General features: G+C 56.4%; 12 protein-coding genes, 1 tRNA gene and 1 other RNA gene. 1 reads left to right on the top strand and 13 read right to left on the bottom strand.

Going from position 1 to position 12,480, the window contains the following annotated elements; genetic code table 11:
- Positions 1 to 30: 30 nt before the first annotated feature.
- The 13 genes from AB3X39_RS07165 to AB3X39_RS07105 all read right to left on the bottom strand — a co-directional run bounded on the left by AB3X39_RS07165 (position 31) and on the right by AB3X39_RS07105 (position 10,002).
- Positions 31 to 291, bottom strand: a complete 261-nt coding sequence (locus AB3X39_RS07165; protein ID WP_009453490.1) for a type B 50S ribosomal protein L31 — start codon at positions 289 to 291, stop codon at positions 31 to 33.
- 95 nt (positions 292 to 386) lie between these two features.
- Positions 387 to 1,649 (bottom strand): transcription termination factor Rho, encoded by a 1,263-nt coding sequence (gene rho / locus AB3X39_RS07160; protein WP_009453489.1) that lies wholly within the window; start codon positions 1,647 to 1,649, stop codon positions 387 to 389.
- 162 nt (positions 1,650 to 1,811) lie between these two features.
- Positions 1,812 to 2,147 carry a thioredoxin gene (gene trxA, locus AB3X39_RS07155; RefSeq protein ID WP_369416671.1) on the bottom strand — a complete coding sequence of 112 codons (336 nt, stop codon included), beginning with the start codon at positions 2,145 to 2,147 and terminating at the stop codon, positions 1,812 to 1,814.
- Positions 2,148 to 2,337: 190 nt separating this feature from the next.
- Positions 2,338 to 2,436, bottom strand: an RNA gene (gene ffs / locus AB3X39_RS07150) — signal recognition particle sRNA small type.
- A 78-nt stretch (positions 2,437 to 2,514) separates the two neighbouring features.
- Positions 2,515 to 2,590 (bottom strand) — tRNA-Asn (locus tag AB3X39_RS07145).
- A 63-nt stretch (positions 2,591 to 2,653) separates the two neighbouring features.
- Complete coding sequence (locus tag AB3X39_RS07140) at positions 2,654 to 3,727, bottom strand: NAD(P)/FAD-dependent oxidoreductase (protein WP_369416670.1); 1,074 nt, start codon at positions 3,725 to 3,727, stop codon at positions 2,654 to 2,656.
- A gap of 16 nt (positions 3,728 to 3,743) precedes the next feature.
- Positions 3,744 to 4,067, bottom strand: a complete 324-nt coding sequence (gene fdxA / locus AB3X39_RS07135; RefSeq protein WP_009453486.1) for a ferredoxin FdxA — start codon at positions 4,065 to 4,067, stop codon at positions 3,744 to 3,746.
- Positions 4,068 to 4,178: 111 nt separating this feature from the next.
- Positions 4,179 to 5,492 carry a sulfate adenylyltransferase subunit 1 gene (locus AB3X39_RS07130; RefSeq protein WP_369416669.1) on the bottom strand — a complete coding sequence of 438 codons (1,314 nt, stop codon included), beginning with the start codon at positions 5,490 to 5,492 and terminating at the stop codon, positions 4,179 to 4,181.
- A gap of 1 nt (position 5,493) precedes the next feature.
- Positions 5,494 to 6,510, bottom strand: coding sequence for a sulfate adenylyltransferase subunit CysD (gene cysD / locus AB3X39_RS07125; RefSeq protein ID WP_369416668.1), 1,017 nt, complete (start codon positions 6,508 to 6,510; stop codon positions 5,494 to 5,496).
- Positions 6,511 to 6,517: 7 nt separating this feature from the next.
- Positions 6,518 to 7,258 (bottom strand): phosphoadenylyl-sulfate reductase, encoded by a 741-nt coding sequence (locus AB3X39_RS07120; RefSeq protein WP_369416667.1) that lies wholly within the window; start codon positions 7,256 to 7,258, stop codon positions 6,518 to 6,520.
- Positions 7,255 to 7,761 carry a DUF934 domain-containing protein gene (locus tag AB3X39_RS07115; RefSeq protein WP_369416666.1) on the bottom strand — a complete coding sequence of 169 codons (507 nt, stop codon included), beginning with the start codon at positions 7,759 to 7,761 and terminating at the stop codon, positions 7,255 to 7,257. Before AB3X39_RS07115 ends, AB3X39_RS07120 begins: the two co-directional genes overlap by 4 nt.
- A gap of 11 nt (positions 7,762 to 7,772) precedes the next feature.
- Positions 7,773 to 9,461: a nitrite/sulfite reductase gene (locus AB3X39_RS07110; RefSeq protein WP_369416665.1), complete on the bottom strand. Its 1,689-nt coding sequence runs from the start codon at positions 9,459 to 9,461 to the stop codon at positions 7,773 to 7,775.
- A gap of 85 nt (positions 9,462 to 9,546) precedes the next feature.
- Complete coding sequence (locus AB3X39_RS07105) at positions 9,547 to 10,002, bottom strand: DUF192 domain-containing protein (RefSeq protein WP_369416664.1); 456 nt, start codon at positions 10,000 to 10,002, stop codon at positions 9,547 to 9,549.
- A gap of 71 nt (positions 10,003 to 10,073) precedes the next feature.
- Here AB3X39_RS07105 and AB3X39_RS07100 point away from each other — a divergent pair, with 71 nt between their 5' ends.
- Entirely contained in the window at positions 10,074 to 12,479 is a 2,406-nt protein-coding gene (locus AB3X39_RS07100) for a heavy metal translocating P-type ATPase (RefSeq protein ID WP_369416663.1), read from the top strand.
- Position 12,480 lies beyond the last annotated feature (1 nt).

Below are 12,480 nucleotides of genomic sequence, written 5' to 3'. Positions count from 1 at the left end.
TTTGGAAGCAATCGCCAGACAGCGCCAGAATTACTTCTTGATGCTGATACGGGCAAACTTGTTGCGGAACTTCTCGACGCGACCGCCCAAGCTGTCCACGCTCTTTTGCGTGCCCGTGTAGAACGGGTGAGTTTCGCTGGTGGTTTCCAGCTTGAACAGCGGCAGTTCGCGGCCGTCTTCCATCGTGGTGGTTTCACGGGTTTGGGCGCAAGAACGCGTCACAAACTTGAAGCCGTTGGACAGATCGACGAAGCAAACGTCGCGGTAATTAGGATGAATTCCGTCTTTCATGGGGTCGCCTCACGCTGAATTAGCCAACAGCCACGATGCCCAATGCATCGCACTTGCCGATAGCGGAAAACCGCGCATTATACGCGGTCAAGAAATTAGCCACCACGGCGCATCATGTCGAAGAAATCGTGGTTCGTTTTGGTCGAGCGCATCTTGTCGAGGATGAACTCCATCGCCGCGATCTCATCCATCGGGTAGAGCAGTTTGCGCAAGATCCACGTCTTTTGCAGGATCTCTGCTTTTAGCAGCAGTTCTTCGCGGCGGGTGCCCGACTTGTTCAACAGAATCGACGGATAGACGCGTTTTTCGGCCATGCGACGATCCAAATGGATTTCGCAGTTGCCGGTGCCCTTGAACTCTTCATAGATGACTTCATCCATGCGACTGCCGGTATCCACCAAGGCCGTGCCAATGATCGTCAGCGAACCACCTTCTTCGATATTGCGGGCTGCGCCGAAGAAACGCTTCGGGCGTTGCAAGGCGTTGGCATCAACACCGCCCGTCAACACCTTGCCCGATGAGGGCAAAACGTTGTTGTAGGCACGAGCCAGACGCGTGATCGAGTCCAACAAAATGATCACGTCTTTTTTGAGTTCGACCAGACGCTTGGCGCGTTCAATCACCATCTCGGCCACTTGAACATGGCGCGCTGCAGGTTCATCAAAGGTCGAACTGATGACTTCGCCGCGCACCGTGCGCTGCATTTCAGTCACTTCTTCTGGGCGTTCATCGACCAGAAGCACGATCATGTGTGCGTCCGGATGATTGGCCGTGATGGCATGTGCCAACTGCTGCATCATCACCGTCTTGCCGCTCTTCGGGGGGGCGACGAGCAAGGCACGTTGGCCTTTGCCAATCGGTGCAATCAAATCAATGATGCGGCTGGTGATGTTTTCGTCATTGCGAATTTCACGTTCCAGTCTGAACTGCTCTTTGGGAAAGAGCGGGGTCAGGTTTTCGAACATGATTTTGTTTTTGCTTTCCTCGGGTGTCAAACCATTGACACGGTCCACTTTGACCAAAGCAAAATACCGCTCCCCATCCTTGGGAACCCTGACTTCACCTTCAATCATGTCTCCAGTGTGGAGATTGAATCGGCGAATCTGACTGGGTGAGAGGTAAATGTCATCTGTGCTTGCCAAGAAACTTGTTTCTGGTGAGCGCAGAAAACCAAAACCATCGGGTAAGACTTCAAGAACACCATCACCAAAAATCTGCTCGCCTTGTTTGGCGCGCTTCTTCATGATGGCAAACATCAGCTCTTGCTTGCGAAGACGGCTTGTATTTTCTATCTCCAAAGGCTCAGCAATTCTGACCAGTTCGGAGATATGTTTGACCTTGAGTTCGGAAAGATGCATAGACTGTCAATGCCCAAAGATCGCAACTGGATTCAGTTGGAAAATCTAGGCTAATAGGTGACGAAGAATCTGATCTATCAAGATCAGATAGTGAATCTAAAAAAGAGATTTATATATGTAACCTCTCGACTTTGGGTCGAGAGGTATGGATAGCCAATGAAATTACAAATTGCTATCGACAAATGCGGTCAGTTGAGCCTTTGTGACGGCGCCAACCTTGGTTGCCGCAAGCTTACCATCCTTGAAAATCATCAAAGTGGGAATGCCGCGAATACCGTATTTCGACGGAACGACCCGATTTTCATCGACGTTCATCTTGGCAACAACAACACGACCCTTGTAGGCTGCATCCTCAGCGAGCTCATCGAGAAGCGGAGAAATTTGCTTGCAGGGACCGCACCACACGGCCCAGTAATCTACCAGCACGGGCTGTGCAGACTGGAGGACTTCGCCTTCAAAGGTGGCGTCGGTGACGTTTTTGATGAGAGCACTGCTCATATGTTTAATTTCCGTGAATAAACACAGGCCGCAAGACGCAGCAGCCCCTGTGCGTACTTGATTGTGGCACGAACCAAATAGACTCTGATGAAACTCAGCGCATGCGGTTCGAAGCAGGCTGAAAAACATACGCAGTTTGGTAAAACTGCTCAGAACCAATCTGAGTGCTGTACAAACGGTGCATTTTGGAGGTGACGAGCCTTTGCCTCGGCACTGGCGACTAACGGTTAGGGCTGCTTCGTTCCCGACCTGACCCGATTGGCCGGGTCCCCATGCGAGGGGGCTCGTCACCTTCTATTGTAGCGCCAAAACAAATCACCTTGATTTAGCGGGCAAAATAAAAGCAGCCGAAGCTGCTTTTTAAATTTGGCTCCCCGACCTGGACTCGAACCAGGGACCTGCGGATTAACAGTCCGTCGCTCTACCGACTGAGCTATCAGGGATCAACTAAGAATTGAATTGTATATGCATAAAAGCGTAGACGTCAAGCGATTTTGATGTTTTTATCAATCTGTCGATGTGATGCCGAGTCGCTTGTGAAGTTGAGGGCTCGACGTGGTGTACAGCAAAGGGCATGGCGCTTGACCCGGTTGGATGTAACGCATGGCCGCAAACGCAGCTAAGGTGGCTTCGTGAAAGCCACATAAGATCAGCTTTTTCTTGCCTGGATAGGTGTTGATATCACCGATAGCGAACAGTCCAGCGGTGCTGCTTTCGAAGTGTTCGGTGTTCACTGCGATCTGTTTGCGTTCTAGGGCGATGCCCCAGTCAGCGATGGGACCCAGCTTGGGCGATCGGCCCAACCTGACCAGCAAGGCATCCGTGGGTAGATGTTCATCCACCCCATCTGCAACGCGGCTAACGATGAGCGCTTGTAGCCCATGCGCATCTTCAACAAGCCCTGTGATTTGTCCTGCGATGAAGCGAACCTGCTGCTTCGCGCATAGGCCGTGCAACCTATCAAGATGGGCTGGTGTGGTGGTGCTGATATCCGTACGTCGGTGAATCAGCGTGACCGATGCGGCTTGTTCGGGGCCTTCTTGGGTAAAACGAAAGACACAGTCGAGGGCTTCATCATCCCCGCCGACGACCACCAAATGTTGGTTGGCGAAGCACGAGCCCTTCTCAGCGGGAACTTGATAAAAAAGCTGTGATCCTGTGTAGGGGGTCAGTTCTTCTAGAGGGACTTTGCGGGGCTCGAAGGCGCCAACGCCTGCGGCCACAAACAAGGTTCGGCTCAGAAATTGCGTGCCCCGACGGGTTGCAACCAAGAACTGACCATCCGGCTGTTGCGCGACAGAAACCACGGTTTCACCAAGGTGAAAAGGGGTTTGAAAGGGCCGGATCTGCTCAAGGAGACGGGCCACCAGTTCCCGCCCTGTGCACGACGGGATGCCAGGAATGTCATAGATGGGCTTATCGGGGTACAGCTCTAGGCATTGGCCCCCAGGCTGTTCGAGGGCATCAAGCACATGCGCTTGGATGCCGAGGAGTCCCAGTTCGAAGGCCTGGAACAGCCCCACCGGACCCGCACCGATGATCACAGCATCGGTTTCGATGATCGAGCGGGCTGATTCCACGTGAACTGAATCTCGATCAGCGAATCAATTCTTTGAGCTTGTCGGTCTTGTCTTTCCACGCCTCTGCGTCAGGCAAAGCGGCCTTACGTTTCGTGATGCTCGGCCATCCTTGCGCCAGTTCGGCATTGAGTTTGATGTAAGGCTTTTGGGCGCTTGTCACATCTTCTTCGGGGACGATGGCGTTGACCGGACACTCCGGAATGCACACCGCGCAATCGATGCACTCGTCCGGATCAATGGCAAGAAAATTCGGGCCTTCCCGGAAGCAATCGACGGGGCAAACATCTACGCAGTCGGTGTATTTGCAGCGGATACATGCTTCGGTGACAACGTGAGTCATGAAAGGGCTCTCAAAGAATAAGCAAGTGCGAATACATGGGCTTCGCACTTGTGCAAATAAAGAAGGACGCCATTCTACGAGCTAAGGCCCCGTAGATTGATTTGATATACGTCAAGCGACCAGCAAAGCGCCACTGGTGCGGTTGGTGGTGGGATCCACCACGATCAACGATCCCCCGACACGGTTGTTCGTATAAGCCTCGATGGGCAAGGCTTGCTGGGTCTGGATGGATACCAGCCCGATTTCATTGACGCCCAATTGGTGGGCTTCGACTTCTTCGAGCGTATGGATGTTCAAGCGGTGCTCAATCGCTGTGATTCGCGCTTGAACCCAGCGGTTACCGTGGCGTACCCAATATTTGCGACCCGGTACGGCAGGTTCGGTGTCGAGCCAAGCGAGTGTTGCGCGGAATTCCTGCTTGGTGCCTTGGCCGTTGCCCGCACTTCCCGGTGTGAAGATCCAGTCACCGCGCGAAACATCGACCTGTCGATCCAGCACGATGCCTGCGGACTGACCGGCTTCGCAGCCATCCACGTCGCTGCCAGCATGGCGCACAGCAGCCACCACAGCGGTTTCACCGCTTGGGAAAATCTGCACCGTATCACCGGGTTTGACGGTTCCGTGAGCAATGCGGCCCCACATCACACGATGTTGGTACCCCGTGCCCTCGCCATCATCACGGGCGACGTATTGCACCGGGATGAGCAGATTGCCGTCATGCGCTTCGTCCGTGACGGGCAGGGTTTCGAGCAGCTGTAGCAGCGTCGGGCCACTGTACCAAGGCCAATTGGCCGAGGGTGTCGCAACGTTGTCGCCGCGCAGTGCTGAGACCGGCACAATGCCGCGTACGTTGATGCCGGCGTTTTCGGCGAATTTTGTCAGCGCTTTGGCCACGGCATCGAAAGCCACCTCGGTGTCTTCTTCCACCGCATCCAGCTTGTTGACTGCGAACACGATGCTCGGTACGCGCAATAAGCGGGCCAGCAGACTGTGGCGACGTGTTTGCGGCAGCAGCACGACTTCCGGTGCAGATGTGTCGAGTTTGGTGATGTCCACCAGCACCACGGCGGCATCTGAACCCGCCGCCGCAGTCACCATGTTGCGGGTGTATTGCTCGTGTCCAGGCGCGTCAGCGATGATGAACTTGCGTTTGGGGGTGGCGAAATACTGGTACGCGACATCGATGGTGATGCCTTGTTCTCGCTCAGCTTCTAAGCCATCCGTGAGCAGGGACAGGTCAATCGGTGCGCCTGCTGCGCGCTTTTCCAAAGCGTCTAGTTTGTCCGCCAAGATGCCACGGCTGTCGAAGAGCAAACGACCAATGAGCGTGCTTTTACCGTCATCCACGCTGCCGGCTGTGAGGAAGCGCAGAGCCTTGTGGGCCTGTTCTTCACTTGCTTCAAGGTGTTGAGTTGCAGTGCTCATATCAAAAATACCCTTCTTTTTTGCGGCGCTCCATCGAGGCTTCTGATGTGCGGTCATCCATGCGGGTGGCACCTCGCTCGGAGACCGTGACTTGCAGGGTCTCGGCGACGATATCAGCCGTCGTGCTGGCCAAGCTTTCGACCGGGCAGGTGCAGGTCATGTCACCGACGGTGCGGAAACGCACATCCACGGTTTCGACCACATCGCTGGCGTCCGGTGGTGTGACGTCGGTGACCGGCACCAGAAGTCCTTTGCGGCGGTAGATGTCGCGCTTGTGGGTGTAGTAGATGCCGGGCAGGGGGATTTGCTCACGTTGGATGTAGAGCCAAACGTCGAGTTCAGTCCAGTTGCTGATCGGGAAGGCGCGGAAGTGTTCACCGGGTTTGATGCGGGTGTTGAACAGGTTCCAGAGTTCGGGACGCTGCTCTTTCGGTTGCCATTGGCCAAAGCTGTCGCGGTGCGAAAAAATGCGCTCTTTGGCACGGGCCTTCTCTTCATCGCGCCGTGCGCCGCCGATCATGCAGTCGAAGCGATGTTCTTCGATGGTTTCCAGCAGCGTCACGGTTTGATGGCCGTTGCGCGATTCCAGCGGGTGCGCCAAGCGAATCGTGCCCTTGGTCATCGAATCTTCAAGGTGACCGACGATCAGACGCTCACCCATCTCCTTGATACGCTCATCGCGGAACTGGATGACTTCGGGGAAGTTGTGGCCGGTGTCCACATGCACCAGCGGGAAGGGCAGCTTGCCAGCAAAGCGGGGGCGCTCGCCAAGACCGCTCACTTGGCGCTTGAACGCTTTCTCGGCCAAGTGCAGCACCACGCATGAGTCCTTGCCACTCGAGAACAGGAGGCCTGGCCGCTCAAAGGCGCCAGCCACTTCGCGCAGGATGAAAATGGCCTCTTCTTCCAAGGCGTCGAGGTGCCGATCAGCAACCTTGCTGAGGGTGGTGGCGTGACTCAAGGAGCCGAGTTGGGGAAGATCAGGCAGAAGCTGATGCAAATTCATAGGTGCATTCATGGTTCTCTCAAGCCTCTTGTTGCTCTTGGGGATGGTCGTCTCTGACGTGCAAGCCACATTCCTTGGCCTTTTCGTCCTCCCACCACCAGCGCCCGGCGCGAAAGTCCTCGCCGACAGCGATGGCTCGGGTGCAGGGGGCGCAGCCGATGCTGGGCATGAAGTGGTCGTGCAGTGGGTTGTAGGGCACGTTGTTCTGGGCGATGTAGTGCCAGACATCGTTCCAGCTCCAGTCCACCAAGGGATTGATCTTGGCTCGGCCTTGGTCATCCGATTCAATCGGATTGACTTCGCCGCGTGCGCTCGATTGCTCGCGACGTAACCCGGTCACCCACGCTTGGCGATGGGCCAGCATGCGTGATAAGGGCTCCAGTTTGCGGATCCCACAACACGTCTTGCGCAGCGCGATACTTTCGTACATGGCCTGGGTGCCGTGGTTTTGCACGAATTCAATCACAGCAGTTTCGATCGGGCGGTAAACCTCGACGTGGCGGCCGTAATGTGCTTCGATGCGACCGATCAGTGCCACAGTTTCGCTGTGCAGGGCCCCGGTTTCGAGCGTGCCCAGCGCGATGGGTAGCGCATGGCGGGCAATCAGATCGGTGATGACCATGTCCTCTGCTCCCAAGCTGGTGGCTTGGACGATGCCGTCCGGATAGGTCTCCGCAGCTTGTTTGAGCGTTGCCACTGCTGCGGTAACGCGTTCTTCAAAGCCGGGTGTCGCGTGGGCGTACAAATCGATGGCACTCATGCGTGGGCCACTTGGGGTGTGAACGCTGTGGCGTGAGACCACGCATCGTTCTGGTAGTGCTGTGGGTAGTACTCGCTGTAGAGAGAGAGGGTCCGTTGAGCAGCGGCTTCGTCGCTTTCACGGTGCAACTTCACCGCGTTGAAGCCGGTGCGATGCAGCATGGGGAGCATGTCGATCAACACCTCGCCGGTGGCGCGGAGTTCGCCTTGGTAACCAAGTCGAGTACGCAGCAAATAGGCTTGGCTGTAAGCGCGACCATCCATCCACTTGGGAAAGTGCAGGGCGATCATGGCGATGCGATGGATGTCATCGGCCAAGTCGAGTACCTCGGTCGTGTTGGTCAGACTGAGCCCGACATGCACATCAAGCGGCCAATGTTCGCGTACGGCATGCCATTGAGCGAGACTGAGCAGCTGATACGGCGCTGGGGCGGGTTGATGTTGAGGCCCGTCCTCACCGCAGGAGAGGGACCAAGCGTCTGTGGCATGATGGATGTATTTCATGGTGCTTCTGTTCAAAGAGCCTGAGCTGCTGTGGTCAGGGTCCGAACAGCATGGGCTCGGGTCTTGAAGGCGTCGGCACCGATGCGGTGCAACGTGTCGATGAACGATTCGCCGGCTTGGCGCTGCTCTTGGTAAACGTCAATCAAAGCCTCGATCACATCTGGAACTTCTTCGGCAGCAAAGGACGGGCCGATCACCTTGCCGGGTCTTGATGCGCCTGACAAGGCTGAACCATCTGAGCCGCCCAGCGTGATCTGATACCACTCGCTGCCATCTTTATCGATCCCCAAGATGCCGATGTGACCGGTGTGATGGTGGCCGCAGGAGTTCATGCAACCGCTGATGTGTAGGTCGATGTCACCGATGTCGAAAAGAGCATCGAGATCCTCGAAGCGTTCGGTGATGCTCTTGGCCACGGGGAGTGAGCGGGCATTGGCCAGCGCGCAGAAGTCGCCGCCTGGGCACGTGATCATGTCGGTGAGTAGACCAATATTGGGCTGTGCCAAGCGTTGCGCGCGGGCTTGTTCGTGCAGCTCGGCCAGATCTGCGCATCGGACCCACGGCAGAAGCAGGTTTTGGTCGTGGGTGATGCGCAGTTCACCGTGGCTGAAGCGGTCTGCCAAATCGGCCGCAGCGCACATCTGCTCGGCCGTGATGTCCCCAGGGGCTTGGCCGGGGTACTTGAGCGACAGGGTGACAGCGCGGTAGCCGATGTGTTTGTGGGGGTGTACGTTGCGGCTCAGCCAACGGGTCAAGGCCTGAGGAGTGCTGGTCGGAAAGTGAACTTCTTGGCTCGTGCGCAGCGCTGCGGGTGGGGTAAAGGACGCGCTAACGCGATCCAAGGCCTCTTGGCTGAGCAGGTGTGAAGGCTGGTGAACCAGCAGTTGCTGAAATTCCTTCTCGACGGCTTGCGTAAACGCCGCACCCTCCGCCTTCACCAAGATTTTGATGCGTGCTTTGTAGGCGTTGTCGCGCCGTCCAAACAGGTTGTAGACCCGGACGATGGCTTCCATGAAGACCAAGATCTGCTGCCAAGGAATGAAAGCGCTGATTTCACTGGCGATGATGGGTGTGCGGCCCATACCGCCACCCACCAGCACGCGAAAACCGACGGCGCCCTGTTCGTTTTTGAGCAACTGCAAGCCAATGTCGTGCCAAGCGATGGCGGCACGGTCTTCGGTGGCACCAATGATGGCGACCTTGAATTTGCGAGGCAGGAAGGCGAATTCTGGATGGAGCGTGCTCCATTGGCGCAGCAGCTCGGCATAAGGTCGTGGATCGATGACTTCGTCCACAGCGATGCCGGCCAAAGCGTCGCTGGTGGTGTTGCGGATGCAATTGCCCGAGGTTTGAATGCCGTGCATGTCCGCTCCCACCAAGCGGTCCATCACATCGGCGGCACGGTTCAGCGGGATCCAGTTGAACTGAACGTTTTGTCGGGTGGTTAGGTGCGCAAAACCACGGTCAAAATCACTCGCAATGGAGGCGAGAGTGCGTAACTGCGAACTGGAAATTTCGCCGTAGGGCACGGCGACACGCAGCATCGGCGCGTGACGTTGAACGTACCAACCGTTCTGGAGTCGAAGCGGGCGAAACTCGTCGTCAGACAGCTCGCCCTTCAGATTGCGCTCAAGCTGATCGCGGAACTGAGCGGCGCGAGCACGAATAAAGCGGCGATCGAAGTCGGTGTAGGAATACATCTGGCGGGCACTGTGTGGGGAGTGCTGCCAATGTATGAACTCCTGTTATGTTTGCAAAATACAGATTTATGCGATCTATATTCTTTCATGGCATAAAGACGGTGCCTGCAAGTTGATCGCCCGCTTTAAAGCCTTTGCGCTTGAACCATCCTTGATTCATTTCTAGTGCGAAGTGAACCGCCTGTTTGGGGCAGTGGGATGTTTCATCTTGAGGCTGCATGTCGGCAATGTTGATGATCGTGCCGTTCGAGCTGAGGAATGCGATGGACAGGGGGATCAAGGTGTTTTTCATCCAAAAGCAATGCAACCCATCGAACTCAAAGGCGAAGAGCATGCCGCTGTTGGGGGCAAGGCGCTGTCGATGCATCAAGCCAGTTTGCCGCTCGTTGGGAGATTGAGCCACTTCAGCATGGATCAGGTGCATGCCTGCCTGCAGTTCGATCACCTTTAGGGATGTGTTTTGAGCGGGGGCAGCCAGAGCGACCGCCCACAAGATTGTTGCAACAATGCAACGGAATGGGTTCGTATTGATCCGCATCATCCTGAATCGTAAGAAATTACCAAAGAATACCGATCTCGGGTGGACCGCGTGGGGCGGATCCTGCCGCTTCCATGACGATACAAGGTTGCACTCCAGATCGCACAACGACCATCTCGCCTGAGTCGCTCACGCCCACCCAAGTGGCGGCGTTGGATGACGCAGCGAGCTTGGAAGCCTACACCCAATGGCATACCGCCGAAAATGGCGAGCGTGTTGGCAAGTCTCGGTTGCTGGTAAGCGGCATGCATTGTGCTGCCTGTGCTGGTTTGATCGAGTCGGCGCTGATGCGGCTTCCGGGTGTTGTCGCAGCAGAGGTCAGTGGGTCCGCACAACGTGCTGTCGTGACTTGGGTGGCATCGCAGGTTCAGCCTTCTGCCTTGGTGGAGGCAGTTCGCGCGGCTGGTTATGGCGCGTTTCCCGACACGGGGGCCGAGGCTGTTTCGTTGGCGATGCGCGAATCTCGTCAAGCCATTTGGCGTTTGTTTGTCGCTTCGTTCTGCATGATGCAGGTGATGATGTACGCCGCGCCCTTTTACGTGGGTGGGGTGGATGAAATCGCGCCGGATACCACCAAATTGCTCCATTGGGCGAGTTGGGTGTTGACCTTGCCCGTCATGTTGTTTGCTGCCGGCCCTTACTTTCAGGGGGCTTGGCGTGCATTGCGGCAGTGGCATATCAGCATGGATGTGCCCGTGGCTATCGGTATCGCCGTCACTTTTGTTGCCAGCTCTGTCGCGACGTTCGATCCCCAAGGTGTGATGGGTCGGGAGGTTTACTTCGACTCTTTGGCGATGTTTGTGGCTTTTTTGCTTGGGGCGCGTGTGCTTGAAACTCGGGCTCGCCACAAGGCCGCGCAATCGTTGGACGCCGTGATGCGGCGTTTGCCAGATTCGGTAGAACGGTTGGACGGCGATGGGCACAGTGAATTGGTGGCTGCCAATCGCTTGATGATTGGGGATCGTTTGCGCATTCAAGTTGGGCAAGCCTTTGTGGCGGATGGTCTTGTCCTTGAGGGGCGCACCCAAGTGGATGAGTCCATGCTGACCGGGGAGTCCGTGCCTGTGGAGCGTGGTCCCGGTCAGACTGTGGCGGCCGGCTGCTTGAATTTGGGGTCACCGGTCCTGATGCGTGTTGAGGCTTTGGGGACGAACACGCGGTACCAACAAATTGTCGAATTGGTTGAGCGCGCTTTGATGCAGCGCCCAGCTTTTATTCAAAGTACCGAGCGTTTGGCTGCCCCGTTTTTATGGGGCGTGCTGTTGACGGCCATCTTGGCTTGGGCCGTTTGGCACGCCATTGACCCCACGAAGGCTGTTTGGGTGGCTGTGGCTGTGTTGGTCGTCACATGTCCTTGCGCACTGTCTTTGGGCGCGCCGGTGGCTTTGCTTGCGGCTACGGGTGAATTGGCACGACGCGGTGTTTTGGTCCAGAGACTGGATGCCTTGGAAGTCTTGTCGCGAGCCAGTCATCTGGTGATTGATAAGACAGGCACATTGACTGAAGACCGGTTCGCGCTCGAACACGTGGAGTTATTGCAGTCCGACGTTGACCGTGCGGAAGTGATCTTTTTGGCCACAGGCTTGGCTGCGCATTCTCATCACCCTCTTTCTCGTGCCTTGCGTGAGGCTGCTGTCGATCAGACCGCGTCGGTGCCTTCATCGGCTTGGATGCATGTTTCTGAAGAGCCTGGTTGCGGATTGCAGGCTACTTTGGAGGCAGGGCGGTACTGGCGCTTAGGCTCCATGGCTTGGTGCGGGGGCGCAGTTGGCCGATCTCTTGAACGGCCCTCTGTTTGGCTTGCGTACAGTGTGGACCCGGCCCAAAACACGTGGATTCCTGTGGCATTTTTCGAATTTGAAGAGGTTTTGCGGCCAGATGCCGTTGAGTTGGTTCAGCGGGCGGCCCAAGCGGGGCTGGAAGTGCACGTGCTGTCTGGCGACCAAAAAGGTAGTGTGGATGCGATGGCTGTTAAGCTTGGCATCAGTGAAGCTGATCGCGTGCGTTCGTTGTGTACGCCGCAGGCCAAGTTAGAGCGTGTTGAGCAGCTCCAAGCTGCGGGTGCTGTGGTCGTCATGGTGGGTGATGGGATCAACGATGCGCCGGTCTTGGCGCGTTCGAATGTCTCTGTCGCCATGGGGTCCGGTGCTGCCTTGGCTCAAGCTCGGGCTGATGTGGTGGTGTTGTCCAATCGGCTTATGGATGTCTTGGTTTTGGTGAGCGCGGGAAGAAAAACGCTTCGCGTCGTGAACCAAAACCTACGTTGGGCCTTGGCTTACAACCTGATTGGTGTGCCTCTTGCCATGTTGGGGTGGTTGTCACCCTTTTTGGCCGGTGTTGGTATGGCGCTCAGCTCTTTGGGTGTGGTGCTGAATGCCCTCCGATTAGCGCGGCGGTCTGTTTTTGACGCTGATGCGTCTCTTCCGTCATTTCAACAAGATGTCGATGTTGGTGGCCTATCCCGGCCTCAATCGGTGTGAG

Source organism: Leptothrix ochracea (assembly GCF_041083635.1).
GTDB classification, from domain to species: domain Bacteria; phylum Pseudomonadota; class Gammaproteobacteria; order Burkholderiales; family Burkholderiaceae_C; genus Sphaerotilus; species Sphaerotilus ochraceus.
This window is presented reverse-complemented; position numbering and strand designations above follow the sequence as displayed.

What these genes read in the sequence shown, in the direction of transcription:
- AB3X39_RS07120 (WP_369416667.1), bottom strand. Translation starts at nt 7,258, where the DNA reads ATGAGTGCCATCGATTTGTACGCCCACGCGACACCCGGCTTTGAAGAA.
- AB3X39_RS07100 (WP_369416663.1), top strand. Translation starts at nt 10,074, where the DNA reads ATGACGATACAAGGTTGCACTCCAGATCGCACAACGACCATCTCGCCT.
- AB3X39_RS07105 (WP_369416664.1), bottom strand. Translation starts at nt 10,002, where the DNA reads ATGATGCGGATCAATACGAACCCATTCCGTTGCATTGTTGCAACAATC.
- fdxA (WP_009453486.1), bottom strand. Translation starts at nt 4,067, where the DNA reads ATGACTCACGTTGTCACCGAAGCATGTATCCGCTGCAAATACACCGAC.
- rho (WP_009453489.1), bottom strand. Translation starts at nt 1,649, where the DNA reads ATGCATCTTTCCGAACTCAAGGTCAAACATATCTCCGAACTGGTCAGA.
- AB3X39_RS07110 (WP_369416665.1), bottom strand. Translation starts at nt 9,461, where the DNA reads ATGTATTCCTACACCGACTTCGATCGCCGCTTTATTCGTGCTCGCGCC.
- trxA (WP_369416671.1), bottom strand. Translation starts at nt 2,147, where the DNA reads ATGAGCAGTGCTCTCATCAAAAACGTCACCGACGCCACCTTTGAAGGC.
- AB3X39_RS07115 (WP_369416666.1), bottom strand. Translation starts at nt 7,761, where the DNA reads ATGAAATACATCCATCATGCCACAGACGCTTGGTCCCTCTCCTGCGGT.
- AB3X39_RS07130 (WP_369416669.1), bottom strand. Translation starts at nt 5,492, where the DNA reads ATGAGCACTGCAACTCAACACCTTGAAGCAAGTGAAGAACAGGCCCAC.
- cysD (WP_369416668.1), bottom strand. Translation starts at nt 6,510, where the DNA reads ATGAATGCACCTATGAATTTGCATCAGCTTCTGCCTGATCTTCCCCAA.
- AB3X39_RS07165 (WP_009453490.1), bottom strand. Translation starts at nt 291, where the DNA reads ATGAAAGACGGAATTCATCCTAATTACCGCGACGTTTGCTTCGTCGAT.